Annotated in this window: 25 protein-coding genes; 14 read left to right on the forward strand and 11 right to left on the reverse strand. The window is 70.0% G+C overall.

Annotated features, from left to right (window positions below; translation table 11 throughout):
• Positions 1-91: 91 nt before the first annotated feature.
• The gene (gene hisC, locus ACE1OA_RS17230) at positions 92-1189 is read right to left on the reverse strand and encodes a histidinol-phosphate transaminase (protein WP_356601413.1); all 1098 of its coding nucleotides are present in this window, start codon (positions 1187-1189) and stop codon (positions 92-94) included.
• 378 nt (positions 1190-1567) lie between these two features.
• On the opposite strand from hisC, the gene ACE1OA_RS17235 reads away from it, so the two are divergent.
• The 3 genes from ACE1OA_RS17235 (at position 1568) to ACE1OA_RS17245 (ending at position 5312) form a co-directional block, all read left to right on the forward strand.
• The gene (locus tag ACE1OA_RS17235) at positions 1568-2674 is read left to right on the forward strand and encodes a LacI family DNA-binding transcriptional regulator (protein WP_356601288.1); all 1107 of its coding nucleotides are present in this window, start codon (positions 1568-1570) and stop codon (positions 2672-2674) included.
• 418 nt (positions 2675-3092) lie between these two features.
• A complete protein-coding gene (locus ACE1OA_RS17240) occupies positions 3093-4325 on the forward strand; it encodes a metallophosphoesterase (protein ID WP_432753018.1) in 1233 nt (410 codons plus the stop codon).
• Positions 4326-4484: 159 nt separating this feature from the next.
• Positions 4485-5312, forward strand: coding sequence for a hypothetical protein (locus ACE1OA_RS17245; protein ID WP_432753019.1), 828 nt, complete (start codon positions 4485-4487; stop codon positions 5310-5312).
• A 171-nt stretch (positions 5313-5483) separates the two neighbouring features.
• On the opposite strand, the gene ACE1OA_RS17250 is transcribed toward ACE1OA_RS17245, so the two are convergent.
• Positions 5484-5975, reverse strand: a complete 492-nt coding sequence (locus ACE1OA_RS17250) for a hypothetical protein (protein ID WP_432753020.1) — start codon at positions 5973-5975, stop codon at positions 5484-5486.
• 148 nt (positions 5976-6123) lie between these two features.
• Positions 6124-7911 (reverse strand): phosphomethylpyrimidine synthase ThiC, encoded by a 1788-nt coding sequence (gene thiC / locus ACE1OA_RS17255; RefSeq protein WP_356601291.1) that lies wholly within the window; start codon positions 7909-7911, stop codon positions 6124-6126.
• Between the two features lie 210 nt (positions 7912-8121).
• Here thiC and ACE1OA_RS17260 point away from each other — a divergent pair, with 210 nt between their 5' ends.
• Positions 8122-9480 carry a YibE/F family protein gene (locus ACE1OA_RS17260; protein WP_386540719.1) on the forward strand — a complete coding sequence of 453 codons (1359 nt, stop codon included), beginning with the start codon at positions 8122-8124 and terminating at the stop codon, positions 9478-9480.
• A 112-nt stretch (positions 9481-9592) separates the two neighbouring features.
• Here ACE1OA_RS17260 and ACE1OA_RS17265 read toward each other — a convergent pair whose 3' ends face one another.
• The 4 genes from ACE1OA_RS17265 to ACE1OA_RS17280 all read right to left on the reverse strand — a co-directional run bounded on the left by ACE1OA_RS17265 (position 9593) and on the right by ACE1OA_RS17280 (position 11968).
• Positions 9593-10027: an SsgA family sporulation/cell division regulator gene (locus ACE1OA_RS17265; RefSeq protein ID WP_356601415.1), complete on the reverse strand. Its 435-nt coding sequence runs from the start codon at positions 10025-10027 to the stop codon at positions 9593-9595.
• Between the two features lie 138 nt (positions 10028-10165).
• Entirely contained in the window at positions 10166-10936 is a 771-nt protein-coding gene (locus ACE1OA_RS17270; protein ID WP_356601293.1) for an IclR family transcriptional regulator, read from the reverse strand.
• Between the two features lie 281 nt (positions 10937-11217).
• A complete protein-coding gene (locus ACE1OA_RS17275; RefSeq protein WP_356601294.1) occupies positions 11218-11436 on the reverse strand; it encodes a DUF5326 family protein in 219 nt (72 codons plus the stop codon).
• A 214-nt stretch (positions 11437-11650) separates the two neighbouring features.
• Positions 11651-11968, reverse strand: a complete 318-nt coding sequence (locus ACE1OA_RS17280) for a cupin domain-containing protein (RefSeq protein ID WP_356601416.1) — start codon at positions 11966-11968, stop codon at positions 11651-11653.
• 49 nt (positions 11969-12017) lie between these two features.
• Here ACE1OA_RS17280 and ACE1OA_RS17285 point away from each other — a divergent pair, with 49 nt between their 5' ends.
• The 5 genes from ACE1OA_RS17285 to ACE1OA_RS17305 all read left to right on the forward strand — a co-directional run bounded on the left by ACE1OA_RS17285 (position 12018) and on the right by ACE1OA_RS17305 (position 15694).
• Positions 12018-12395: a phage holin family protein gene (locus ACE1OA_RS17285; protein ID WP_386540716.1), complete on the forward strand. Its 378-nt coding sequence runs from the start codon at positions 12018-12020 to the stop codon at positions 12393-12395.
• Between the two features lie 6 nt (positions 12396-12401).
• Positions 12402-12890, forward strand: a complete 489-nt coding sequence (locus tag ACE1OA_RS17290; RefSeq protein ID WP_356775147.1) for a low molecular weight protein-tyrosine-phosphatase — start codon at positions 12402-12404, stop codon at positions 12888-12890.
• The gene (locus tag ACE1OA_RS17295; protein WP_384867895.1) at positions 12887-14038 is read left to right on the forward strand and encodes a cystathionine gamma-lyase; all 1152 of its coding nucleotides are present in this window, start codon (positions 12887-12889) and stop codon (positions 14036-14038) included. Before ACE1OA_RS17290 ends, ACE1OA_RS17295 begins: the two co-directional genes overlap by 4 nt.
• A 244-nt stretch (positions 14039-14282) precedes the next feature.
• A complete protein-coding gene (locus ACE1OA_RS17300; RefSeq protein ID WP_386540712.1) occupies positions 14283-15179 on the forward strand; it encodes a LysR family transcriptional regulator in 897 nt (298 codons plus the stop codon).
• 35 nt (positions 15180-15214) lie between these two features.
• On the forward strand, positions 15215-15694 hold the full coding sequence (locus ACE1OA_RS17305; protein ID WP_356601299.1) for an NUDIX hydrolase: 480 nt from the start codon (positions 15215-15217) through the stop codon (positions 15692-15694).
• A 14-nt stretch (positions 15695-15708) separates the two neighbouring features.
• Here ACE1OA_RS17305 and ACE1OA_RS17310 read toward each other — a convergent pair whose 3' ends face one another.
• Positions 15709-16875 carry a globin domain-containing protein gene (locus ACE1OA_RS17310; RefSeq protein WP_384867891.1) on the reverse strand — a complete coding sequence of 389 codons (1167 nt, stop codon included), beginning with the start codon at positions 16873-16875 and terminating at the stop codon, positions 15709-15711.
• 175 nt (positions 16876-17050) lie between these two features.
• A complete protein-coding gene (locus tag ACE1OA_RS17315; protein ID WP_384867889.1) occupies positions 17051-17716 on the reverse strand; it encodes an HAD family hydrolase in 666 nt (221 codons plus the stop codon).
• 76 nt (positions 17717-17792) lie between these two features.
• Here ACE1OA_RS17315 and ACE1OA_RS17320 point away from each other — a divergent pair, with 76 nt between their 5' ends.
• The 4 genes from ACE1OA_RS17320 to ACE1OA_RS17335 all read left to right on the forward strand — a co-directional run bounded on the left by ACE1OA_RS17320 (position 17793) and on the right by ACE1OA_RS17335 (position 20205).
• Positions 17793-18320 (forward strand): DUF2269 domain-containing protein, encoded by a 528-nt coding sequence (locus tag ACE1OA_RS17320; RefSeq protein WP_432753021.1) that lies wholly within the window; start codon positions 17793-17795, stop codon positions 18318-18320.
• Between the two features lie 5 nt (positions 18321-18325).
• A complete protein-coding gene (locus ACE1OA_RS17325; protein WP_432753022.1) occupies positions 18326-19189 on the forward strand; it encodes a GNAT family N-acetyltransferase in 864 nt (287 codons plus the stop codon).
• A gap of 78 nt (positions 19190-19267) precedes the next feature.
• Complete coding sequence (locus ACE1OA_RS17330; protein ID WP_356601304.1) at positions 19268-19726, forward strand: MarR family winged helix-turn-helix transcriptional regulator; 459 nt, start codon at positions 19268-19270, stop codon at positions 19724-19726.
• 26 nt (positions 19727-19752) lie between these two features.
• Positions 19753-20205, forward strand: a complete 453-nt coding sequence (locus tag ACE1OA_RS17335) for a GNAT family N-acetyltransferase (protein ID WP_432753023.1) — start codon at positions 19753-19755, stop codon at positions 20203-20205.
• A 67-nt stretch (positions 20206-20272) separates the two neighbouring features.
• On the opposite strand, the gene ACE1OA_RS17340 is transcribed toward ACE1OA_RS17335, so the two are convergent.
• Positions 20273-21667, reverse strand: a complete 1395-nt coding sequence (locus ACE1OA_RS17340) for a serine hydrolase domain-containing protein (protein ID WP_432753024.1) — start codon at positions 21665-21667, stop codon at positions 20273-20275.
• Positions 21668-21855: 188 nt separating this feature from the next.
• A complete protein-coding gene (gene dnaB / locus ACE1OA_RS17345; RefSeq protein ID WP_147978767.1) occupies positions 21856-23343 on the reverse strand; it encodes a replicative DNA helicase in 1488 nt (495 codons plus the stop codon).
• A gap of 424 nt (positions 23344-23767) precedes the next feature.
• Between dnaB and ACE1OA_RS17350 the strand changes: the two genes are divergently transcribed.
• Entirely contained in the window at positions 23768-25105 is a 1338-nt protein-coding gene (locus tag ACE1OA_RS17350; protein ID WP_432753025.1) for an MATE family efflux transporter, read from the forward strand.
• Positions 25106-25159 lie beyond the last annotated feature (54 nt).

Genomic DNA, 25159 nt, shown 5'->3' on the forward strand with positions numbered 1-25159 from the left:
CCGGACGGAACCCGGGCGGCTCCTCGTCGCTCCGCACCCGGCCGAGGGCCGACGCCGCTGCGCCGACCCACCGCGCGTGACGGGACAGCCCTCAGGCCTCCCGGCGGAAGCCCTCCGCCGTCTTCAGGAACAGGTCGTTCGCCTCGCACTCACCGATCGTGACGCGCACGCCCTCACCCGCGAACGGCCGCACCACCACACCGTGCCGCTCGCACTCCGCGGCGAAGTCCATCGTCCGCTCACCGAGCCGCAGCCAGACGAAGTTGGCCTGGGTGTCCGGCACGGTCCAGCCCTGGGCCACGAGCCCGGCGTGGACCCGCTCGCGCTCGGCCACCAGCGAACCGACCCGCCCGAGCAGCTCGTCCTCGGCCTGCAGCGACGCCACGGCCGCGTCCTGAGCCAGCTGGCTCACCCCGAACGGCACCGCCGTCTTGCGCAGCGCCGCGGCCACCGGCTCGTGGGCGATCGCGAAGCCGACCCGCAGTCCGGCCAGGCCGTACGCCTTGGAGAAGGTGCGCAGCACGGCGACGTTCGGCCGGTCACGGTAGAGCTCGATCCCGTCGGGGATGTCCGCGTCACGGACGAACTCGCGGTACGCCTCGTCGATGACTACCAGGATGTCGGAGGGCACCCGGTCCAGGAAGCGCTCCAGCTCGGCACGGCGGACCGCCGTGCCCGTGGGGTTGTTCGGGTTGCAGACGAAGATCAGCCGCGTCCGCTCGGTGATCGCCTCGGCCATCGCGTCGAGGTCGTGCACATCGCCGTCGGTCAGCGGCACCTGCACGGGGGTCGCCCCGCTGATCTGCGTGATGATCGGGTACGCCTCGAAGGACCGCCAGGCGTACATGACCTCGTCGCCCGGGCCGGCCGTCGCCTGGATCAGCGACTGGGCGACGCCGACCGAGCCGGTGCCGGTGGCCAGGTGCGAGACGGGGACGCCGAAGCGCTCGGCGAGCTCCTCCATGAGGCCGGAGCAGGCCATGTCGGGGTACCGGTTGAACTGGGCGGCGGCGGCCAGCGCGCTCTCCATGACACCCGGCAGCGGCGGGTACGGGTTCTCGTTGGAGGACAGCTTGAAGGCGACCGGTCCGCCCGCGGCGGCCGGCTTGCCCGGCTTGTAGGTGGGGATGCCGTCCAGCACGGCGCGCAGCCTCGGGCCGCCCGCGCTCGTCCCGCCGGTCTCGCTCACTGCACTCACTGTGGTCCTCCTCGACCGTCCGTACCACCAATACTCCTCACCTTATGAGGATTCGCCTCCGCTGCGAATGGGCTGTGGACAACGGACGGGACACGCTGTGGAAAACCGAGGGAGCGCGGGCCCGGGTGGCGCGCGCCGGTGGCGGGCGCCGTGGCGCGCATCCCCCGTAGAGGTGAGTTGAGACCTCTTCGAGACCTGCCCCCCTTGGCAGGCTCATCCGCGTCGACAAGCACAGGTCCCACGCCGGAACCCCCAACGCCTTTGATTTCCAAGGCGATTGACGCTTAATGATCATGCAGAAACGTGCCTGTCAACGCGTGCATATGCGACCGTCCCAACCACCCGCCCTCGCCCTACTATCGGCTCGCCATGACAGCAGCAGGGAAGCACCAGGTGAGCCGGGCACAGACCCGGGGGAGCCGGCAGGGACGAGCGGGCATCCGGGACGTGGCCGCCGCCGCCGGAGTCTCCATCACGACCGTCTCCGACGCGCTCAACGGCAAGGGCCGGCTCCCGGACGCCACCCGCCGTCACGTCCGCGAGGTCGCAGACCGGCTGGGCTACCGCCCATCCGCGGCGGCCCGCACGCTCCGTACCGGCAAGTCGGGCCTCATCGGCCTGACCGTGACGACCTACGGGGATGAACCTTTCACCTTCACCGAATTCGCGTACTTCGCGGAGATGGCCAGAGCCGCCACCTCGGCCGCGCTCGCGCGCGGCTACGCCCTGGTCATCCTGCCCGCCACCTCCCGCCATGACGTCTGGTCGAACGTCGCCCTCGACGGCACCGTCGTCATCGACCCCTCCGACCACGATCCGGTCGTCACCGAACTGGTCCGCCAGGGCCTGCCGGTCGTCTCCGACGGGCGCCCCGCCGGCACCCTCCCGGTGACCGCCTGGGTCGACAACGACCACGAAGCCGCCGTCCTCGACCTCCTCGACCACCTCGCCGCCGCCGGCGCCCGCCGGATCGGCCTCCTCACCGGCACCACCACCGACACGTACACCCGGCTGTCCACCACCGCGTACCTCGACTGGTGCGAGCGGGTCGGACAGGACCCCGTCTACGAGGCCTATCCGGCGCACGACCCGTGCGCGGGCGCCGTCGCGGCCGACCGGCTGCTCGCCCGCCCGGACCGGCCCGACGCCGTCTACGGACTCTTCGACCCCAACGGGACGGACCTGCTCGCCGCGGCCCGCCGCTACGGACTGCGGGTACCGGACGATCTGCTGCTGGTCTGCTGCAGCGAATCGACCGTCTACGCCACCACCGAACCGCCCATCACGACCCTCTCGCTCAAGCCGCGCCGGATCGGCACGGCCGTCGTCCAGCTCCTCATCGACGCCATCGAGGGAATCGACGCCGACGGACCGATCGAGCGGGTCATACCGACGGAGCTCATCGTGCGGACGTCCTCCCAGAGGCGTTCGCCGCGCACCACGGTCAGCCCGCCCCGGTCGCCCTCGAAGGACTGATCTCCTCGAGGACAGGACCCCGGCGGAACCGCCGTCGTCCGAATCCCCCGGCGGGATCCGGAAGCACAGCGTCACCGGATCACGCACCACGAACCGGTGACGCTGCTCCGGAAACGGCCGGACAGGCGGGCGCGCGGAGCTCCGGGGCGCGCGGGACCGGCACGTTTCCCACGGCAGGCGCCCTTCCGTGCCGCCACGATCCGACCCGAAACACGAGCCCGACCAGGAACCTTCCCTGGCCTGGACCTTCCCAATTCGGGCGAAACAACCGGTGAACCCGGAGTGGACCCGGATTCATCACCCCTGGTGCGTCACACAGGAGGACCCTCATTCCTATGATGGGCGCACGACATCGTGGACCACCCCGACCAGGTGAGTCCGTGATGTGCAGGGCATCGCGACGGTGGTGGAGGGGTCGATGACTCAGGGGGCCGGGCAGGAACCCGTGGTGCGCACGGCGACATTGCGTGACTTCCGCGTACCGCCGTACGCCCGGGTACCCGTGCAGGGCCAGGCCGCCGAGCCGCCCACGGGCGGCTCCGTGGTCGAGCCGGCCGAGGGTACCGGCGCCGACGGCGCCGTTCCCGAGGCCGACCGGCCCGTGCACAGCCCTTCGGCGCCGACCCTGCATCTCGGCCATGTCGCCGGGTCCGGTTCGTCCATCGTCGCCGTCGCCACGGGCCACCCCGGCAACGCCTTCCCCGAGAGCGAGATGCCCGAGGGGTACACCCCCACGGAACGCGACCTCCCGGTGATCAACCGCGGGGACACCGTGCAGGTCCAGGTCGAGCCCGAGGCGTCCCCCGCAGCGGCCCCGGCGGCCGGTGACGGCCCCGGACCGCTCTACGTGGTCGGGGACGTGCACGGCTACCTCGACGAACTCCTCGCCGCGCTGCGCGAGCAGGGTCTCATCGACGCGGACGGCCGCTGGGCCGCGGGCAACGCCCGCCTCTGGTTCCTCGGCGACTTCACCGACCGCGGCCCCGACGGCATCGGCGTCATCGACCTCGTCATGCGCCTGTCCGCCGAGGCCGCCGCCGCGGGCGGCTACTGCAAGGCCCTGATGGGCAATCACGAGCTCCTGCTGATCGGCGCCAAGCGTTTCGCCGACACGCCCGTCAACTCCGGCGCGGGCACCGCCACCTTCCAGGCCGCCTGGCTGCTGAACGGCGGCCAGAAGTACGACATGGACCGCCTCCAGGACGTCCACCTGCAGTGGATGTCCCGGCTCGACGCCGTGGTCGAGGAGGACGGGCATCTCCTGATGCACTCCGACACCACCGCGTACCTCGACTACGGCGACACCATCGAGGACGTCAACGAGACCGTCCACGAGATCCTGACCCGGAACGACGCGGACGAGGTCTGGGACCTGTTCCGGAAGTTCACCAAGCGCTTCGCCTTCCGGGACGACGCCGGCCCCCAGGCCGTGCAGGAGCTGCTCGGCACCTACGGCGGCCGCCGCGTCGTGCATGGTCACAGCCCCATCCCGTACCTGCTCGGCCAGGTGGGCACCGAGGACGGCGAGAGCGGCTCGGACCCGGTCGTCGACGGTCCGCACGTCTACGCCGACGGTCTGGCGATCGCCATGGACGGCGGAGTGACCATGGCCGGAAAGCTGCTGGTCGTCCAACTCCCGCTGCAGGACTGAGGCATAACCCTGCGCATCCGGGGAAGGCGATTTCCGGAAACCCCCTGTCACCCTGTGGCGTAACGGCAATACCATCGGACCACCAGTAGCAGGCTCTCCTCCGTTTCCGCCCAACTGCCCGTTTTCCGCGGTCAACCCGGCCTTACGGAGCATCGGGGGATGCACATGAACGTGGCTCCGCACCTGCTGACCGAGGACCGCGCCGAGTACGAGCGCCTCCTCGACGACGCACTGCGCACCGCACACGACCGTCCGGATCTGGCCGAGATCGGGAAACGGCTCACGATCGCACAGCTGCGCGCGATGGCCCTGAGCGCGACAGCGCTGATCACGACCGCCGCGGCGGTCGAGTACGACCACTTCGTGAAGGTCCGCCAAGAGGGCCGCTCCCCGGCCGGCGCGCGGGTCATGGGCGCCGTCCTCGCGGGGGACGGCGACCCGGGGACCAGCGGCCCGGGCGCGGGCATCGTCGCGATCGTCACGGTCCTCGCCCCCGTGCTCGCGGGCGCGGCGGCGGTGATCTTCCTGCTGGTCGGGGCCGTACTGAAGGTCATCGACCCGGCGCTCGTCTTCGCCGACACCCTCCTGACGGCGAGCTGGTTCTTCGGCGCCGTCGCGGCCGCCGGACTGCTCTGCGCGGCCGCCGGGATCCTCGTCACGGCACTGCGCAACGGCGCCACGGACACCGCGGCGGACGATCCGGGCGGCGGGGAAGCGGACGACGAACTGTCCCTGGCCAGGGCGGCGTGGCGCAGAGCGCTGCTCGAACGCGGCATCCTGCCCTTCCTGCGCGACGCGCTGGCCGACCCCGACGCCGCACCCACCCTCTCCCCGCCGCAGCAGCGCACCCCGCGCATACCGAAGGTCGGCTACAGCGGACCGGACTTCTCCAGCCCGAGCGAGGGTTCCTCGGGGATCCGACCGACGTACAGCAGCCCGGACTTCAGCAGTCCCGACTTCGGTCCGCCGGAGCACCAGCCGGAGTGAGCGGGGCGGAGGGCCGGACCCCGAACTGCCCGGCGCCCGGCAGGGACGTCCTGCCGAAGCGACCGGCTGCGCACCGCCGGCGCGCCACGACGCACGCGGACCCGCGACTCCCCCGGTGGGTCGCGGGTCCGGTGTCAACCGCCCGATCAGCCGTTCTTCACGGCCGGGCCGTCAGCACCACGCCGAGCCATCGTGGCTCGCGGTCACATCCAGGCCGTACTCCTTGGCGTTGGCCCGAGGCTCCCCCTCCATGTCGTAGGAGCTTGGGAACCACACGGACAGATAGGCGGTGACAGCGCCGTACGGCTTGGAGAAGCACAGGCCGTCATCGCGCCTGTCACGGCCCGGCTGCCATCCGTCCTTCGCCGCCATGGCACGGTAGAAGGCGAGCAACTCCTCGCGGGTGCCGGTGTGCTCATAGTGCTGGCCGGCGTCGGCGAAGCCGTCGTCCTCGTCACAAGACGAGTAGCGCTTGCCCGACTTCCGTGCATCCGGCGGGCGGACATCGAGGACGGCGAACGTCGCCAGCTCGTCTGTCAACTCCTCGTCCCTGAAGGTGCAGCCGTAGAGCCCCCCGGAGACGGCCCAGACACCAGTCACGCCGCAACCCGCCAGGAAGGTGAGGCCCAGCAGCCCCGACACGATCGCTTTCCGAACCTTCATGACGCGGAGCCTAGCGATCACCTCCGGGTACGGCACCAGGCAGAGCGACCAGCGGGCGGCGGGCGACAGGATGTGGACCAGTGACGACGCGCTGCTCCGGGAAGCCCCTTCCCCTCCCAGAGCAGCACGCTCGTCGGTCTGCTCGGTGTCAGTCCGCCAGCGGCAGGTAGACCCGGTTGCCCGAGGCCGCGAACTCCGCGGACTTCTCCGCCATCCCGGCCTCGATCTCGTCCGACCGGAGGTCGCCGCCGTGCTCGCGCCGGATGTCCTGCGAGATCTTCATCGAGCAGAACTTGGGTCCGCACATGGAACAGAAGTGCGCGGTCTTCGCGGGCTCCGCCGGCAGCGTCTCGTCGTGGAACTCACGTGCCGTGTCGGGGTCGAGGGCCAGGTTGAACTGGTCCTCCCACCGGAACTCGAAGCGCGCGTCCGACAGCGCGTCGTCCCACTCCTGCGCGCCCGGGTGCCCCTTGGCCAGGTCGGCCGCGTGCGCCGCGATCTTGTACGTGATGACACCGGTCTTCACGTCGTCGCGGTTGGGCAGGCCGAGGTGCTCCTTGGGCGTGACGTAGCAGAGCATCGCCGTGCCCCACCAGGCGATCATCGCGGCGCCGATGCCCGAGGTGATGTGGTCGTAGGCCGGGGCCACGTCCGTGGTGAGCGGGCCGAGCGTGTAGAACGGCGCCTCCTCGCAGATCTCCTGCTGGAGGTCGATGTTCTCCTTGATCTTGTGCATCGGGACGTGTCCCGGGCCCTCGATCATCGTCTGGACGTTGTGGCGCTTGGCGATCGTGTTCAGCTCGCCGAGGGTGCGCAGCTCCGCGAACTGCGCCTCGTCGTTGGCGTCCGCGATCGAGCCGGGGCGCAGGCCGTCGCCCAGCGAGTAGGTGACGTCGTACGTCGCCAGGATCTCGCAGAGCTCCTCGAAGTTCGTGTAGAGGAAGTTCTCCTTGTGGTGCGCCAGGCACCACGCGGCCATGATCGAGCCGCCGCGGGAGACGATGCCGGTCTTGCGGCGGGCGGTGAGAGGGACGTACGGCAGCAGCACGCCGGCGTGCACCGTCATGTAGTCGACGCCCTGCTCCGCCTGCTCGATGACGGTGTCCTTGTAGATCTCCCAGGTCAGGTCCTCGGCCCGGCCGTCGACCTTCTCCAGCGCCTGGTAGAGCGGCACGGTGCCGATCGGGACGGGGGAGTTGCGCAGCACCCACTCGCGGGTGGTGTGGATGTTGCGGCCGGTGGACAGGTCCATGACCGTGTCCGCGCCCCACTTGGTGGCCCAGGTCATCTTCTCCACCTCCTCCTCGATGGAGGAGGTGACGGCGGAGTTGCCGATGTTGGCGTTGACCTTCACCAGGAACCGCTTGCCGATGATCATCGGCTCGATCTCCGGGTGGTTGACGTTGGCCGGGAGCACCGCGCGACCTGCGGCGATCTCCTCCCGGACGACCTCGGGGGAGACGTTCTCGCGGATCGCGACGTACTCCATCTCCGGGGTGATCTCGCCCCGGCGGGCGTAGGCGAGCTGCGTCACGGCCTGCCCGTCGCGACCGCGGCGGGGCTGGCGCGGGCGCCCGGGGAAGACGGCGTCGAGGTTCTTCAGTCCGCCGCGCGGCGAGGTGTGCTTGATGCCGTCGTCCTCGGGACGGACGGGACGGCCCGCGTACTCCTCCGTGTCGCCGCGGCCGATGATCCAGTTCTCGCGCAGCGGCGGCAGTCCGCGCCGCACGTCGGTGTCGATGGTGGGGTCGGTGTACGGACCGGACGTGTCGTAGAGCGTCACGTCCTTGCCGTTGGTGAGGTGCACCTGACGGACCGGCACCCTGAGGTCGGGACGCGAGCCCTCGATGTACCCCTTGTGCCAGCCCGGCGTGCGGCCGGCCTGATCCTGGTCGCCCTGATCGACGGCAGGCGTGCGTGCATCCTGAATGGTCATGAGACCTACTCCCTACGCCGGCATTACCCGGTAACAGGTTCGGCGGTCGGCGCAGCCTCCTCCCGTACGTACGTCAGTACGCGCGTACGGTGATCAGCGCCCTCTCAGCCCGGTGCTCCGAGCTCCCGCGTGTGCAAAGGTGCCACCACGCTAGCGTCATCCCTGGCGTGCTGAACAGTGGGCCCCCGCCGTTCTTGCGATGATCTGTCGGTGACTTCCTCGCAGCAGACCCCCGAACCCGAAGGCCACGGCGACGGTCCGGGCGGTGGCCACGACGGGCACGCGCACGGCCACTCCCACTCCCACTCCCACGGTCCGGCCGCTCCGGTCTCGCGTCACCTGCGGAAGGTGATCGCCGCGGTGGTGATCCCCTTCGCCACCGCGGTCGTCGTCGGGCTCGTGGTCCTGTGGCCGGGCGGGACGCCCGCGCACGAGCGCACCGGAGTCGGCTTCGACCGGCAGACCGAGCAGGGGCGGGTCGTCTCCGTCGAGAAGGTCGACTGCAAGGACGTGAACGCCGCCCAGGTCCCGCCGACCGGCGACACGTCCACGCCCGAGGGGCGAGAGGCGGTCGAATCCCAGCGGGGCGAGTGCGGCAAGGCGACGATCGAGGTCACCACCGGTGCGAACGCGGGCCGTCGGTTCGTCGAGATCGTGCAGCCGGACGCGCCGCGGCAGTTGGAGGAGGGGCAGGGCGTGGTCGTGGCGTACGCGCCCGACGCCCCGCGCGATCTGCAGTACTCGGTGATCGACGTCAACCGCAAGGTGCCGCTGACGGTGCTCGCCGCGATCTTCGCGATCGCGGTCGTGCTGGTCGGCAGGATGCGCGGCGTCATGGCGCTGATCGCCCTCGCCGCCAGCTTCGTGGTCCTGACCTTCTTCATCCTGCCGGCGATTCTGGAGGGCTCGAATCCGCTGGTCGTGGCGGTGGTGGGGGCCAGCGCGATCATGTTGATCGCCCTCTATCTCTGCCACGGTCTGTCGGCCCGCACCTCGGTCGCGGTGCTGGGGACGCTGATCTCCCTGTTGCTGATCGGACTGTTGGGCTCGCTGTTCATCGACTGGGCGTCGCTGTCCGGCAACACCGACGACAACACCGGTCTGATCCACGGTCTGTACCCGGAGATCGACCTGTCGGGTCTGCTGCTGGCCGGCATCATCATCGGTTCGCTGGGCGTGCTCGACGACGTGACCGTGACCCAGACGTCGGCCGTGTGGGAGCTGCATCAGGCCGATCCGCGGATGGGGCCGCGGGCGCTGTACCGGGCGGCGATCCGGATCGGACGGGACCACATCGCGTCGGTGGTGAACACGCTGGTGCTCGCCTACGCCGGTGCGGCCCTGCCGTTGTTGCTGCTCTTCTCCATCGCGCAGAGCAGCGTGGGGACGGTGGCCAACAGCGAGCTGGTCGCCGAGGAGATCGTCCGGACGCTGGTCGGATCGATCGGTCTGGTCGCCTCGGTGCCCGTCACCACGGTCCTCGCGGCGTTGGTCGTCTCCGCCGACCGGGAGGGATCGTCCGAGGCGCGGCCGGCCGGCCGGGGCGGACGCCGCCGGCGGGCGAAGTGACTTCGGGAGGCTCGGGGAAGCACGGGGCCTGGGGGCCGTCGTTCCCGGTCTCACCCGTCCGTACGCCGCCGACGGGCCTGCGGGGCCGCTCCCGGCCCGGGGCTCGGGCGGATCAGCCCGCGTTCTCCTCCGCCAGAATCCGGCCGAGCGCCGCTTCCAGGTTGTCCTCGAAGTCGCCCAGTGTCCTCTCCTGACCGAGCGGAACGAGCTTGTCCGTACGGTCGAGGAAGGCCACCAGCGGCGGAGCGCTGGCGCGGAACAGCGCCCGGTCACTGCCGACCTGGAGCCGGATGGTGACGTCCGACAGGCCCTCGGGGTCGATCGGGGCGATGTGGACATCGCCGTCCCCGCTCGGTCCGTTGATCCCGTCGAGCAGCAGCTCCCGGCCGAACGCCCAGGTCACCGGGGCGTCTCCGGGAAGGTGGAAGGTCATCCGCACCGCGTAGGGATCCCGGGTCTCGTATCGCAGTTCCACCGGGATTCTGAAGGAGAGCTCCTCGGAGACGAGGAAGCTCATCAGGACCTCGGCCTGAACCGACTCTCGCATCATGTACCCCGCAGTAGATGGAGCAGTTGTGTAAACACGGCTGCTGAAAGCTGTGATCAAAACGGCCAGGAATGATCCCTCATGGCCCTCTTGACGCAATCGTGCTGTAAGCGCTAGCAGATCACAAGGAGTGATTTTTCAGATACTGATAGAGAACGCGAAGGAGCTGAAGAGCTTTCCGATCTCGTTGCGTAGTCGGTCAACTGCGGGCAGCAACCGTTCTTCCTGGTGGAGGGGCAGGGAAATGGCCATCGCGGCGGCTGTGGACCCCGCGGTGATGGGGATGGCGGCACAGACCGTGCCGAGTGCATATTCCTGACGCTCCACCAGGGGTTCCATTCGCCCCATACCGCCCAAACGCTCCAAAAGGGCCGGACGGTTACGCACCGTATACGGAGTGATGGCTTCGACGGGGTGGCGATCGAGGTGGTCTTGACGACTTCTCAGATCGAGTTGGCTCAGCAGGCACTGGCCGATCGCATGAGCGTGACCGGTCTCGCGAAAATCCGCCCATTCGGCGACCGCGGGGGCGGCGGGAGTGTCGGCGACGGCGACGAGTTCGATCTCGCCCTCGCGGTAGATGGCGAAGTAGACGGGGACGCCGATCTCGTCGCGCCAGTGGGCGAGAGAGTCCTCGATCTTGGTGCGACGATTCTGCAGAACTCCCCCGCCGGCCAGCCGACCGGCCGCGTCGCCGAAGACGAACACACCCTTCTCGCGGCGCAGATAGCCCTCGTGCGTCAGGGTGCGGAGCAGGTGGTACGCGGTGGGAAGCGGGAGACCCGCCTCGCGCGCGAGCTGTTTGGCCGGAGCTCCGTCCTCGTGGGAGCCGACGGCCTCCAGGAGTCTCAGTGCCCGCTGCACCGAGCCGATCAGGGTGGGAACTGCGGAATGCGAAGCCGTGGCCAAAGGTCACCCCCAGGCGAGTCGACGGGTGCCCTGCACCCGCCCGCGGGGGCCGCCCCCGCGCGCCCGCCGCGGCCTGGAAAACCGATGGGGTCCCGTCAACGGACCTGCCCGGAACGGATGGAAATCGCTGGTCGGCGTGGAGGTCTACACCTGATTTCCCCGGGGCGGCAGAGGAATTCCACTCTAATGGCAGCCCCGGGACCTCCACCCGGTTTCGACCTGCGCGTTCCCTCGGCCGGGCTAACGCCCGACGGCAGGTCCGAACCGGTGGGTCGCGGCCGCTACCAGTCCTCGCGCGACGTCGAGGACGAGGTGAACTTCCGTACGACGTAGATCAGTCCGCCGACCAGGGCGACGAAGACCAGCACCTTGAAGAGCAGGCCGATCACGAACACGGCGATGCTGGTGATCAGTCCGCCGAAGACGAGCAGGGCGATCAGGGGTATGGCGACCCACTTCACCCACCAGGGCATTCCCGCGAGCAGCTCTTTGACGGCCATTGTCCCTACCTCATCTCCGAAGAGTCCGTCCCGCGCGCTCTGCACCGAACACCTCCGATGCTAGGGGCGGCACCACCGTGCACGGGGGCCCCGCAGCCCTTGAACTCCCCTGATCCGCCCCCTAGGGAATCCGGGAACGGAACCCTGGGGAACATGAGGGCCACCGCGCTCCGCCGGCGGGAACGGGCGGCGCTTCCGCCGGAGGAGCCGCCGGTCAGCCTTCCGGCGGCGAGAACACCACCATGACCCGGAGGTCCTCCGTGATGTGGTGGAACTTGTGGGCCACCCCCGCCGGGACGTAGACCACACTGCCCCGCGCCACCTGCGTGGTCTCGGTCCCGACCGTGATCGCGGCCCGGCCGCTGACCACGAAGTACACCTCGTCCTGAGCGTGCGGCTGCTGCGGGTCGAGCGAGCCGGCGTCCAGCGCGTACAGACCGACCGACATGTTCCGCTCGCGCAGGAACTGGAGGTAGGCGCCGTCGTTGGCGGCGCGCTCCGCCTCCAGTTCGTCCAGCCGGAATGCCTTCATGTCCGTTCGCCCCTGCCTTGGCTCGATCATGTCTGCCACGATCAGACACATGATGAATTTCGTAGTCAAGACGCTCGCCAACGCGGGCGCCCTGGCCGTGGCCATCTGGCTCCTCCAGGACATCACCCTGACCGGTGACAGCACCGCCAGGAAGGCGTGGACGCTGATCCTCGTCGCCCTGGTCTTCGGCCTCGTCAACATCGTGGTCAAGCCGGTCGTGAAGCTGCTGACGCTCCCCGTGTTCATAGTCACGCTCGGCCTGATCACCCTGGTGGTCAACGCCCTGATGCTGCTGCTCACATCCTGGCTGGCCGAGCAGTTCGACCTCAGCTTCCACGTCGAGGGCTTCTGGACCGCCGTCCTCGGCGGCCTGATCATCTCCGTCGTGTCCTGGGCCCTCAACGTCGTTCTTCCCGACGGGGACTGAGCGACGATGACCTACCGCGTCTGTTTCGTCTGCACCGGCAACATCTGCCGCTCGCCCATGGCCGAGTCCGTCTTCCGCGCCCGCGTGGAGGAGGCCGGCCTGGCCGACGCGGTGGAGATCGACAGTGCGGGCACCGGCGGCTGGCACGAGGGGAGCGGGGCCGATCCGCGCACCGTCGCCGTCCTCGAGGAGCACGGCTACCCCACCGCGCACACCGCCCGCAGGTTCCGCTCCAGCTGGTTCCCGGCACTCGATCTCGTCATCGCCCTGGACGAGGAACACCTGCGGGACCTGCGACGGCTCGCCCCGACCCCACAGGACGCGGCCAAGGTGAGGCTGCTGCGCTCCTACGACCCGGGGGCCGACGGGATCGACGTCCCCGACCCCTACTACGGCGGCACGGCAGACTTCGAGGAATGCCTGGAGATGGTGGAGGCGGCGAGCGAGGGACTCCTCGCCGCGGTACGCGAGAGCATGGAGGAACGCGCGGTATGAACACGGACGCGACGGACGGCGGGCGCACGCTCGGCGACGGGACCCGGGCCGTACGGGCGGGGCTGCCCGAGCCGGTGAAGTACGAGCCGACGCTCCCGGGGCCGGTCTTCGCCGCCCACTTCCATCTGCCGGGCGACCCCACCGGCCCCTACACGTACGGGCGGGACGAGAACCCGACCTGGACCCATCTGGAACGCGCCATCGGCGAACTGGAGGCACCGGGGGAGCCGGAGGTCGAGACGCTCGTGTTCGCCTCGGGGATGGCCGCGATCTCCGCCGTCCTCTTCTCCCAGCTCAAGGCCGGCGACACGGTCGTCGTGCCCTCCGACGGCTACCAGGCGCTGCCGCTGGTCCACGAACAGCTGCGGGCGTACGGGATCGAGGTCCGCACCGCGCCGACCGCGGGCGACGCACAGCTGTCCGAGCTTCAGGGGGCGCGGCTGCTGTGGATCGAGACACCCTCGAACCCCGGCCTGGACGTCTGTGACATCCGCCGGCTCGTCGACGCGGCGCACGAGGCGGGAGCCCTCGTCGCGGTCGACAACACCCTGGCCACGCCGCTCGGCCAGCGCCCCCTCCTGCTGGGCGCGGATTTCTCCGTCGCCAGCGACACCAAGGGGATGACCGGCCACGGGGACATCCTCCTCGGCCACGTCAGCTGCCGCGACCCGCTGCGCGCGGCGGAGGTGCGGCGCTGGCGCAAGATCGTCGGCGCCATCCCCGGCCCGATGGAGGCCTGGCTCGCGCACCGTTCCCTGGCCACGCTCCAGCTCCGCATCGACCGGCAGTGCACCACCGCCCTGGCGCTCGCGGAGGCCCTCTCCAAGCGCGAGGACGTGACCGGACTGCGCTACCCCGGGCTTCCCGGCGACCCCTCGCACACGGTGGCGGCGTCCCAGATGCGGCGCTTCGGGCCCGTGGTGTCCTTCGTGCTGCCGGACAAGGCCGTGGCGGAGAGCTTCCTGGGCGGACTGCGTCTGGTGGACGACGCCACCAGCTTCGGCGGCGTGCGCTCCACGGCCGAGCGACGCGGACGCTGGGGCGGCGACTCCGTCCCGGAGGGCTTCGTCCGCTTCTCGGTCGGCGCGGAGGACCCGGAGGACCTGATCGCGGACGTGATGCGGGCTCTCGACAGGGCCGCCGGCTGATTCAGGCCTGCGCGGACCGAGTCCGCGCAGGACGGAACGGGACGCTCCGAGCCTCCCCCCTCATGGCTCGGAACGCCCCGGTTCCACGCGCGGAGAACCGCCTGTACAAGGCTAGTTGACTGTGCGTCAGTGTCCAATCACGGTAGCGACAGAGGCCTATCGACTTATTTATAGTTGGACGGTCCTGAGGCGCCGTCAGTCGACCGCCTGAGTCGAACGGCCGCACGGCCGGGAGGGGGCGGACATGGATCTCGCCCTGCTGCGCACGTTCGTCGCGGTGCACCGGGCCGGCTCCTTCACCCGCGCCGCGGCCCTGCTCGGCCTCTCACAGCCCGCCGTGACCAGCCAGATCCGCACCCTGGAGCGGCAGCTCGGCCGCCCGCTCTTCCTCAGACAGGCCCGCGGGGTCACGCCCACCACCATCGGCGACGAGCTCGCCCACCGGGCCGCCCCGCATCTGGACGCGCTGGTCGAGATCGCCGGGACCGGTCAGGAGGAGGCGAGCGGGACCCGGACGCTCCATCTCGCCGGGCCACCGGAGTTCACCTCGCTCCGCGCCCTGCCGGCCCTCACCCCGCTGGTCTCCCAGGGGCTCTCCGTGCGGGTCTCCTTCCTCGGGAACGCCGACGAGGTCCTCGGCGGGCTCGCCGCCGGGCATCACGATCTGGCCATCGCCACGGCCCGCCCTCGCGGCGGACTGCTCACGTCGACTCCGCTCTGCGACGAGGAGCACGTCCTGGTCGCCGCTCCGCGCTGGGCGGCTCGGCTCGCACCGGAGGTACTGCTGCGGAAGGGAGCGGTGGTCCTGGAGCAGCTTCCGGTGGTGGAGGTGCACGAGTCACTGCCGTTCGTCTCCCGCTACTGGGCCGAGGTCTTCGAGACCAAGCCGGCCGCCGCGGCCACCGTCATCGTCCCCGACCTGCGGGCGGTCCTGGAGTCGGCCGCCGCCGGCGCCGGGCTCGCGGTGCTGCCGCGGTATCTGTGCGAGGAGTCTCTGGAGCGGGGCCGCCTCGTGACGCTGATCGATCCGCCGGTTCCGCCGTTGCGGACCTACTTCCTGGCCGTCCGCACCGGAACCCTCGCTCTGGCACCGCTCGCGCGGGCGCACGAGTGGCTCCTGCGGGCTGCCGGGGGCTGGTGAGTTTCAGGACGCCGGATGCGGGCCATTTTCTTCCCATGACCGAACGTCCTGTGGTCAAGCGCACCGCACGCGCCATCCTGCTCGATGGAAACGACCTCATCCTCATCAAGCGGACCAAGCCGGGGGTGGATCCCTACTGGGTGACGCCCGGTGGCGGGGTCGAGCCCTCGGACACCACGGTCGTCGAGGCCCTCCACCGCGAGGTGCACGAGGAGCTCGGGGCCAAGATCACCGATGTGGTCCCCTGCTTCGTGGACACCGTCGAGCACATCGTCGACGGCGGTGTCTCGGGCGTGAAGGTCCAGCACTTCTTCGTCTGCCGGCTCGACTCGATGGATCCCTCTCTGCGGCACGGCCCCGAGATCGACGAACCGTGCGGTGAGTACGAGATCGTCCGGGTGCCGTTCAGCCGGGTCGGCATCGCGGCCGTCCACCTCGTACCGCTCTCCCTGCGGCACTACCTCGACGGCAATATCGAGGGCGTCCGCGCGATGCACGCCCCCGACCTGGGCTGAGCCCCGGACAGCTCCTAAGGGCCGCCGACGGCCACCAGGTCCTCCAGGGAGTCGTGACGGATCCGCTCGGAGGGCATGCCGATGCGCCGGAGCGCGTCGATCCCGCTGCGGATCATGCCGGGCGGCCCGGAGAGATAGGCGTCGTACTCGTTCCACGGGCCGTACCGGCACACGGCCTCCGGCAGCCGCCCCTGGTCCTCGGTGACCGGGCGCACCGAGAGCCACGGAAAGGTGTTCTGGAGCCGCATCATCGTGTCGATGTCGTAGAGGTCATGGCCGCTGCGTGCCCCGTAGAAGACCTCGACGGGTCGCCGGTCCCCGTGCTCGGCGACGTCCTCGACGAGCGCCTTGATGGGGGCGATTCCCGTGCCCCCGCCGAGACAGAGCAGGCCGTTGTCGGTGGAGTGGTCGACCGTCATGGAACCCGCGGGCGGGCCGAGCCGGAGCACGTCGCCGGGGCGCGCATGGTGCACCAGCGCGTTCGAGACCCAGCCTGCGGGGACCGCCTTGACGTGCAGGGAGAGCAGCCCGTCGGGCCGCGGGGCGGTGGCGAAGGAGTAGTGCCGCCACACACGTGGCCACCACGGAGTCTCCAGCGTCGTGTACTGGCCGGCGACGAAGGGGTACGGCTGCGCGGGGCGCAGTGTGATCACCGCGATGTCGGGCGTCCGCAGATCGTGCGAGACGACCTCGGCGTGCCACCAGGGCGGGGCCTTCCGCTCGTCGTCGGCCGCCGCGTCGATCATGATCTGCGAGATCGTGGTGTACGTCCGGATCCACGCGGCCTGGGCCTCGTCGTTCCAGGTCGTCGTGGCGTACCTGATCAGTGCCCCGATCAGGGCCTCCCCGACGGCCGGATAGTGCGTCGGCAGGGTGCCGTACTTGCGGTGTCCGCGCCCCAGGTTCTGGAGGTACTCGGTGAGGACCGGGGCGTTGTCCAGGTGCTCGGCCGCGGTCAGCAGAGCCTTGAGCAGGCGGTCCCGCTGGGCGTCCATCGCGGCGGGGAACATCGAACGCAGCTCGGGGTGCCGGACGAAGAGCAGAGCGTAGAAGTACGACGTCACCCGGTCGGCGACGGGGCCGATCTCGGCCAGGGTGCGGCGGATCTGGATCGCGTCGGGAGAGGGACCCGAAAGTATCCGGGGAAGTGCGTCGGCGTCGTCGTCCGTGTTGTCGTCCACGTCGTGGTCCTCAGCGGCTGACGTGGTGGTCGGAGCATCCATCGTGTGCCTCGCCTCGCGCAACGGGCTGTTGTCGACGCAGCATGACAGTTCCCGACGCCGCTTCGGACAGAAAGTGGAATTCCCGGGCATTCACCCCCTGGCAGCGGCTACTGTCTTTACTTTGGTTTCGACCTCATGGGGACGAGAGGTCTCCGTCGGCGCTTTCCCGCACCAGCGCGTACGCCTCGCGGAGATCGGATCCCGCATAGCTGTGGCGGGAGAGTCCGGCGAGATGGTGATCGGCATTCACCGCCACCGTCAACGGCACCGCCGCGAAAAGCTCCGCGTCGGACATGGAGTCCCCATAGGCGACGCAGGACTCGAAGGTCACTCCGTATTGGACGCAGAGCCGGCGCGCGATCGTCACCTTGGCCGCGGCATTGAGAATGCCGGGACGGTGAATGGGCTGGGTGAAGGGCACGGCGGGCCAGCGGGATCCGTGGACGGAATCGACCCCCCAGTCCAGCAGTCGCTCCACGAAGAAGTCCGGCGAGAGGGAGATCACCGCACAGCGGCCTCCCTGGGACCGGATGTCCGCCCAGACCTCCCGAATGCCGCTCAGCCAGGGAGCGCCCTCGAAGGCGGCCGTGACCTGCTCGGCGGTGAGAGCGGACCAGAGGGCATGGGCTTGGACGGCGAACTCGTCCGGCGACAGACCACGCAGCAGGAAGTCCCTCTCCAGTGCGGCGATCTCCTCGCTCACCCCGAGTTGACGGGAGATCTCCACGGCGGCGGCCGATCCCCGGATCAGGGTGCCGTCGAGGTCGAAAAGGTGGAGTCTGCCGGTGAGAGTCGTCATATACGCCGAGGCTAGTACGTGCGGTTACTCCCGCGGTCAGACGCGGAGAACGCGAACGGACGGCACGGTGTTTCACGTGAAACATCTCCGACGTCCCGCTCGGCGGGCACTCCTCGTCGTCCATGTCTCCGTCTCCGTGGCCTGGCTCGGGCTCAGCGTGGGACTGCTGGCGCTCGGCGTCGCGGCCTTCACGACAAGCGACGCCTCACTGACGGAAGCCGCCTACCGCGCGATGACGGTGTTCGCGGACTGGCTGCTGGCGCCGATCGCGGTGGTGACGCTCGTGAGCGGCCTCGTGCTCTCGCTGGGCACTCCCTGGGGGCTGGCCCGGCATCGGTGGGTCTGGATCAAGTTCTGGGTCACCATGGCCACGGCAGCCGCGACGGTGTTCGCCCTTCGCCCGGAGATCGGACAGGCGGCAGCGGCCGGTGTGCCGGACGCCGGCCTCGTGGCCGCCCCCGTGGTGTCCACGACCGCCTATCTCTTCATGACGGCGATCTCGGTCCTCAAGCCCTGGGGGCTGACCCGACGCGGCCGCCGGCTGCGGCAGGCGGGGGGCTCACGAAAACCAGTGGACGGTCGACCCGCACGTCAGACAGCCTGACCGTCATGCCGACCTCGCTCACCGCGCTCGACCAGCTCCCCATCCGGCTTCTCGACACCGGCGACCTGCTCGCCTGCTCCGATCTCTCCGAGGATCGGGGGTGGCCGCGCGAGGAACACAAGTGGGGCCTCCTGCTCAGCGCGGGAACGGGCTACGGCATCGACGACCCCACCGGCAAGGGCCTGATCGCCGCCTGCGTGGTCACCTCGTACGGCCCTGACCTGGCCGCCATCGGCATGGTCCTGGTCGCCGAGCGCTGCGCCCGTCAGGGCGTCGGGCGCCGCCTGATGCGCCATGTGCTGGAGCTGTCCGGGGACACGCCGCTCACCCTGCACGCCACGCCGAACGGGCAGCCGCTCTACGAAGAACTGGGCTTCGCCCAGACCGGCCGGGCGGAGATGATCCTTGGCCGCTTCACCCCGACGGAGCCCGTGCCCGACGTGCCGACCCGGCCGGCCACCGCCGAGGACCTCCCGGCGATCCTGCGCCTGGACCGCGAGGTGTTCGGCCTCGACCGCACCCACATGATCACTCGCCTCCCCGCCTTCGCCGATCAGCTGCGGGTCGCGGAGGAGAACGGCGAGATCACCGGCTTCGCGGCGGCATGGCCGAACATGGACACCCATGTCATCGGCCCGCTGATCGCCCGCGAGCCGGCCACCGCGCAGGCCCTGATCGCCTCGCTGGCCACCGTCACGGACCGGCCGCTGCGTACGGACATCGACGTGCGCCACACCTCGCTGCTGGACTGGCTGAAGGCGAACGGCCTCGCCTCGATCGCCTTCAACGCGGTGATGACACGCTCCGTCCCCGGACTTCCGGGCGACTGGACCCGCCGGTTCGCCCCCCTGACGGTGGCAGCGGGATAGCGACCATTTGATTGCAGACGCGGACTATTGCGGTCATCGTCTACTCTGGGAGCAGCAGCTCCGGACAGAGGAGAGACCATGACCGCGACCGACCCCGCACTCACCGCCCTCTCCCAGGGCTGGTGCGCCCTCTCGCTGCTGCACGGCCGGATCGAATCCCACATCGAACGCGCCCTGGAATCCCGGCACGGGCTGAGCATGCGCGAGTACTCCCTTCTCGACGTCCTCAGCCGCCAGCACAGCGGCCCCGGGGGCCATCTGCAGATGAAGCAGGTCGCCGACGCCGTCGTGCTCAGCCAGAGCGCCACCACCCGGCTCGTGACCCGCCTGGAGGACCGTGGGCTGCTCACCCGGTACCTCTGCGCCACCGACCGCCGCGGCATCTACACCGACGTCACCGAGGCCGGCCTGAAGCTGCTCGAAGAGGCCCGGCCGACGAACGACGGCGCCCTGCGCGAAGCCCTCGACCAGGCGTCGGAGAACCCGGAGCTCGCTCCCCTGGTCCGCGTCGTCGAAGGCTTGAGCGTCCCGGCTTAGGGCCTGCCAGGCGTAGCCTGCGCTCCATGAACGATCTTCAGATACGGCCCGCCACCGCGGGCGACCTCGCGGCGATCGTCGCCATGCTCGCGGACGATCCCCTCGGTGCCCAGCGGGAGTCCCCCGACGACCTCACCCCGTACACGGCGGCTTTCGAACGGCTCGCCCACGACCCGAACCAGCACCTGGTCGTGGCCGTGCGCGCGGACAAGGTCGTGGGAACGCTTCAGCTCACGATCGTCCCGGGGCTCTCCCGCCGCGGATCGACCCGGTCGATCATCGAAGGCGTCCGCATCCATTCCGAGGAGCGCGGCAGCGGGCTCGGCACCCAGCTGATCGAGTGGGCCGTCGAGGAATCCCGTCGCCAGGACTGCAGGCTGGTCCAGCTGACCTCCGATGCCACCCGTACCGAGGCGCACCGCTTCTACGAGCGGCTCGGCTTCGAGGCGTCCCATCTGGGGTTCAAGCTCAGCCTCTGAGGCGCGCCCCAGGACGACAACGGGCCCCGGGGACGTCCCGGGGCCCGTTTCACGTGAAACAGCCCGGTCAGAGACCGCGCCAGCCCGCTTCGTCCACCCCTCCGGGAACCGCCTCACCCTGCTCGTACGGCTCGCGCGTGAAGACGAAGGAAGCAAGATCGAGGTGGCTCACCGAGCCGTCCGGCCGTCGGACGACGCGCAGCGTCTCCCCCGCGTAATAGCCGTCCAGGCCGATCCAGCCGCCCTCGGGCAGCGCGCGGAACCGGGCACTGCGCCCGGCGCCGGCGAGCGGCTCCAGGCTGACGCTCCGCCCCGCCCCCAGCCGCAGGCCGTACGCGTACGTGCCCCAGTACCAGGGACCGGTCAGAGCGAGCAGATCCTGGTCCACCTCCGCCTGCGGCAAGGGCCGCCACGGCTCCGGGAACCGGGGCTCGGCGTCGGCCACGATCCGTACGAGATCGGCGGCCACCGTGCCGGTCAGCGGACCCGAGGTGGCGTTCGCCAGCGCCACGGCCGCCACTCCTTCCTCCACATCCACCCAGAGGCAGGCGACGAAGCCCGGCAACGAACCGGTGTGCCCGATCAGCGTCCGGCCGTGCCGACGCACCAGCTGCAGGCCGAGACCGTAGCCACCCGTCCACTCGCCCACGCCGGGGGCCGCAGCGGGTGCCCGCATCTCCTCCACGGAGGCGGCGCTCAGGACACGGTCGTCGCCCTGTGCGAGGAATCCACCGAACCGGCACAGGTCCTCGGCGGTCGACCAGAGCTGACCGGCCGGTGCCATCAGCCCCAGGTCCTCGGACGGTTCGGGCAGCATCACATCGGCCCACGGATGCACGGCCCAGCCGCCTGCGTGCGGGGCGACCGGCTGCGCGGTCGTCCGCTGCATGCCGAGCGGCTCCAGGATCTCCGCGCGCAGCGCCTCTTCCCAGGACACCCCTCGGATCGACTCGACCAGCGAACCCAGCAGCGTGTAGCCGGGGTTGGAGTAGTGGTGCACGCGCCCCGCCGGATGCCGGAAGGGCTCCTTGCCGAGGACGTCGGCCAGCTCCGGCCGCACCGTGCCGGGCGTACGCTCCCACCACGGACCGGGCGTCTCCGCCCCGAGCCCCGTGCTGTGGCCGAGAAGCTGTGCGATGGTCACCTCGCCCACTCCCGGGCCGAGTTCCGCCGCCTCGAGGTGCTTCCCCAGCACGTCGTTCAGATCGAGGAGTCCCTCGTCCCGGAGCCGCATCACCAGAACGGCGGTGAAGACCTTGGTGAGCGAGCCGATCCGGTACTGGGTGTCGGCGTCCGGTGCATGGCCGTCGACACAGGTGCGCGCCCCGCTCCACACCAGCTTCCCGTCACGGGCGATCGCGCCGACGAAGGACGGCGACCGCCCTTCGGACTGGGCGACGGCGACACGGTGGAGGAGCGCCCGTTCCGTGCTCGGGAGCAGGGCTTCCAGGAATGAAGTCATGGGTCGATCCAACGCTCCGTCCAGGCCGGCGTCGACCACATTTCACTCGCGGCGCAGCACGCCCTCCACACCGGTCGCCGCCCGGATGCCCGCGGACCTGCACGAACTGCTGATGTCACCGGACGCCGCCCGGAGGATGCTCGCGTTCTTCCAGCCTGACGGAGCCTGAGACTCCGCACAGGGGCCGATCAGGTCTGGGCCATGTCCACGAAACGGGAGTAGTGGCCCTGGAAGGCCACCGTGATCGTCGCGGTCGGGCCGTTACGGTGCTTGCCGACGATGATGTCCGCCTCGCCCGCGCGCGGTGACTCCTTCTCGTAGGCGTCCTCGCGGTGCAGCAGGATGACCATGTCCGCGTCCTGCTCGATGGAGCCGGACTCACGGAGGTCGGAGACCATCGGCTTCTTGTCGGTGCGCTGCTCGGGGCCACGGTTCAGCTGCGAGAGCGCGATCACCGGCAGCTCCAGCTCCTTGGCCAGGAGCTTGAGGTTTCGCGACATGTCGGAGACTTCCTGCTGACGGCTCTCCTGCCGCTTGGAGCCGCCCGACTGCATCAGCTGGAGGTAGTCGATGACCACGAGCTTGAGGCCGTTGCGCTGCTTGAGGCGACGGCACTTGGCGCGGATCTCCATCATCGACAGGTTCGGCGAGTCGTCGATGTACAGCGGAGCCTGGGAGACGTCGGGCATCCGGCGGGCCAGCCGGGTCCAGTCCTCGTCGGTCATCGTGCCCGAGCGCATGTGGTGCAGCGCGACGCGGGCCTCCGCCGAGAGCAGGCGCATGGCGATCTCGTTGCGGCCCATTTCGAGGGAGAAGATGACGCTGGGCAGGTTGTGCTTGATGGAGCAGGCCCGGGCGAAGTCCAGCGCGAGCGTGGACTTACCCATGGCGGGCCGGGCCGCGATGATGATCATCTGGCCGGGGTGCAGACCGTTGGTGAGCTGGTCGAGGTCGGTGAAGCCGGTGGGCACACCGGTCATCTCGCCGCTGCGGGACCCGATCGCCTCGATCTCGTCGAGCGCGCCCTCCATGATGTCGCCGAGCGGCAGGTAGTCCTCGGTGGTCCGCTGCTCGGTGACCGCGTAGATCTCCGCCTGGGCGGAGTTCACGATCTCGTCGACGTCGCCGTCCGCCGCGTAGCCCATCTGCGTGATCTTGGTGCCGGCCTCCACGAGGCGGCGCAGCACGGCCCGCTCGTGGACGATCTCCGCGTAGTAGGAGGCGTTGGCCGCGGTCGGCACCGACTGGACGAGGGTGTGCAGGTACGACGCACCGCCGACGCGGGTGATCTCGCCGCGCTTGGTGAGCTCGGCGCCGACCGTGATCGGGTCCGCCGGCTCGCCCTTGGCGTAGAGGTCGAGGATCGCCGCGTAGACCGTCTCGTGGGCCGGCTTGTAGAAGTCGTGGCCCTTGATGATCTCCACGACGTCCGCGATGGCGTCCTTGGACAGCAGCATGCCGCCGAGGACGGACTGCTCGGCGTCCAGGTCCTGCGGGGGCACCCGCTCGAAGCCGGAGAGGCCGCCGTCCCAGGGGCCGGAATCGCTGCCCCGGTCGTGCTGGTCCTCACGGCCTCGACCGCGTCCACGGGCCTCACCACGGGGGCGGGTCACGGGCAGCCGGTCGCTCGGTCCGCTGTCCGCCCAGGGGTCGTCCAAAGGCTCGGGAATGCTCACGAGCCACCTCCTCCCGTCCGCTCCGCGGACGTTGCCGTGCCACTCTTTCTTACGCCACGGCTCGGACAAACAAGAGGCTTTGACTCCGCTTCTGGCGCGTTGGGCGCCGGACCACGGTAGGCCCGCGGGCACCGTCAGCCAATCTGGTTATCCACAGGGCCTGTGGGTGAAGGACCAGATGCTGTGGAGAACTCCGCAGAACCTGTGCACGGACCAGGGGACAGCCATGTGGACAAACTCATAAGGACCCCCATCACACCCCGCTGACCTGGGAGTTTTCCGTCCACGGGCTGTGGGGGAGAAAAACTTTCCCCTGCGGACCAAGATCAGAACAAACGGCCCACACCCGAAGCTCCACACCGGCCCACGGTAAGGCCCTGCGACACATTGCATCTCTTACCTGTGGAAGATTAGATTGAGGCTCATGACCCAGGCACCCGCGCCCCCCAGGGCCGCACGTCGACGGCACGACCGAGAGATCGTCTCGCTCGCCCTGCCGGCCTTCGGTGCGCTCGTCGCCGAGCCCCTCTTCCTCATGGTCGACAGCGCCATCGTCGGCCACCTCGGCACCCCGCAACTGGCCGGGCTCGCCATCGCGGCGGCGCTGCTGTCCACCGCGGTGAGTGTCTTCGTCTTCCTGGCCTACGCCACCACAGCCGCCGTCGCCCGCCGTGTCGGAGCCGGCGATCTCCAGGCCGCGATCCGTCAGGGCATGGACGGCATCTGGCTCGCACTCCTTCTCGGTGTCGCCGTCGTCGTCCTCACGATTCCCACCGCTCCCTGGCTGGTCGACATCTTCGGCGCCTCCGGCACCGCCGGACCCTACGCCGTCACCTACCTCCGCGTCTCCAGCCTCGGTATCCCCGCCATGCTCGTCGTCCTGGCCGCCACCGGCATCCTGCGCGGCCTCCAGGACACCCGTACGCCCCTCTACGTGGCCATCGGCGGATTCGCCACCAACGCCCTACTCAACGTGGGTCTCGTCTACGGCGCCGGACTCGGCATCGCCGGCTCGGCCTGGGGCACCGTGATCGCCCAGTGCGGCATGGCCGTCGCCTACCTCGTCGTGGTCGTCCGCGGCGCCCGGCGCCACGGAGCCTCGCTGCGCCCGGACGCGGCCGGCATACGCGCCAGCGCGCAGGCCGGCGCTCCCCTTCTCGTCCGCACGCTCTCGCTCCGCGCCGTCCTGCTGATCGCCACGGCGGTCGCGGCCGGCCTGGGCGACGCGCAGGTCGCCGCCCACCAGATCATCCTCTCCCTGTGGAGCCTGATGGCCTTCGCCCTGGACGCGATCGCGATCGCCGGGCAGGCCATCATCGGCCGCTATCTCGGCGCCGACGACGCCGAGGGGGCACGTCAGGTCTGCCGCCGCATGGTCCAGTGGGGCGTGGTGTCCGGCGTGGTCCTCGGCGCGCTGGTCATCGTGGCGCGGCCGTTGTTCATCCCGCTGTTCACCAGCGATAGCGCCGTCCAGGACACCCTGCTCCCGGCCCTGCTCGTCGTCGCACTCTCTCAGCCCATCGCCGGCGTCGTCTTCGTCCTCGACGGTGTCCTGATGGGCGCGGGAGACGGCCCGTACCTGGCCCGGGCCATGCTCCTGACGCTCGCCGTCTTCGCGCCGGTCGCACTCCTGGTCCCGGTGCTCGGCGGCGGTCTGACGGCCCTGTGGTGGGCAATGACGCTGATGATGACCGTACGGATGCTGACGCTCTGGCTCCGCTCGCGCTCCGGCCGCTGGATCGTCACGGGCGCCTCGCGCTGACGGTTTCACGTGAAACGGCCGCGAGGACGCCTCTGCGCGCCAGGCAACGCGGAA

It is taken from the genome of Streptomyces sp. JL2001 (genome assembly GCF_050917515.1).
Classification (GTDB): Bacteria; Actinomycetota; Actinomycetes; order Streptomycetales; family Streptomycetaceae; genus Streptomyces.

Bases quoted from the DNA above. Each gene is read 5' to 3' on its own strand.
- ACE1OA_RS17235 (WP_356601288.1), top strand. From the start codon at position 1,568: ATGACAGCAGCAGGGAAGCACCAGGTGAGCCGGGCACAGACCCGGGGG.
- ACE1OA_RS17240 (WP_432753018.1), top strand. From the start codon at position 3,093: ATGACTCAGGGGGCCGGGCAGGAACCCGTGGTGCGCACGGCGACATTG.
- ACE1OA_RS17245 (WP_432753019.1), top strand. From the start codon at position 4,485: ATGCACATGAACGTGGCTCCGCACCTGCTGACCGAGGACCGCGCCGAG.
- ACE1OA_RS17250 (WP_432753020.1), bottom strand. From the start codon at position 5,975: ATGAAGGTTCGGAAAGCGATCGTGTCGGGGCTGCTGGGCCTCACCTTC.
- thiC (WP_356601291.1), bottom strand. From the start codon at position 7,911: ATGACCATTCAGGATGCACGCACGCCTGCCGTCGATCAGGGCGACCAG.
- ACE1OA_RS17265 (WP_356601415.1), bottom strand. From the start codon at position 10,027: ATGCGAGAGTCGGTTCAGGCCGAGGTCCTGATGAGCTTCCTCGTCTCC.
- ACE1OA_RS17275 (WP_356601294.1), bottom strand. From the start codon at position 11,436: ATGGCCGTCAAAGAGCTGCTCGCGGGAATGCCCTGGTGGGTGAAGTGG.
- ACE1OA_RS17280 (WP_356601416.1), bottom strand. From the start codon at position 11,968: ATGAAGGCATTCCGGCTGGACGAACTGGAGGCGGAGCGCGCCGCCAAC.
- ACE1OA_RS17285 (WP_386540716.1), top strand. From the start codon at position 12,018: ATGATGAATTTCGTAGTCAAGACGCTCGCCAACGCGGGCGCCCTGGCC.
- ACE1OA_RS17290 (WP_356775147.1), top strand. From the start codon at position 12,402: ATGACCTACCGCGTCTGTTTCGTCTGCACCGGCAACATCTGCCGCTCG.
- ACE1OA_RS17295 (WP_384867895.1), top strand. From the start codon at position 12,887: ATGAACACGGACGCGACGGACGGCGGGCGCACGCTCGGCGACGGGACC.
- ACE1OA_RS17300 (WP_386540712.1), top strand. From the start codon at position 14,283: ATGGATCTCGCCCTGCTGCGCACGTTCGTCGCGGTGCACCGGGCCGGC.
- ACE1OA_RS17305 (WP_356601299.1), top strand. From the start codon at position 15,215: ATGACCGAACGTCCTGTGGTCAAGCGCACCGCACGCGCCATCCTGCTC.
- ACE1OA_RS17315 (WP_384867889.1), bottom strand. From the start codon at position 17,716: ATGACGACTCTCACCGGCAGACTCCACCTTTTCGACCTCGACGGCACC.
- ACE1OA_RS17325 (WP_432753022.1), top strand. From the start codon at position 18,326: ATGCCGACCTCGCTCACCGCGCTCGACCAGCTCCCCATCCGGCTTCTC.
- ACE1OA_RS17330 (WP_356601304.1), top strand. From the start codon at position 19,268: ATGACCGCGACCGACCCCGCACTCACCGCCCTCTCCCAGGGCTGGTGC.
- ACE1OA_RS17335 (WP_432753023.1), top strand. From the start codon at position 19,753: ATGAACGATCTTCAGATACGGCCCGCCACCGCGGGCGACCTCGCGGCG.
- ACE1OA_RS17340 (WP_432753024.1), bottom strand. From the start codon at position 21,667: ATGACTTCATTCCTGGAAGCCCTGCTCCCGAGCACGGAACGGGCGCTC.
- ACE1OA_RS17350 (WP_432753025.1), top strand. From the start codon at position 23,768: ATGACCCAGGCACCCGCGCCCCCCAGGGCCGCACGTCGACGGCACGAC.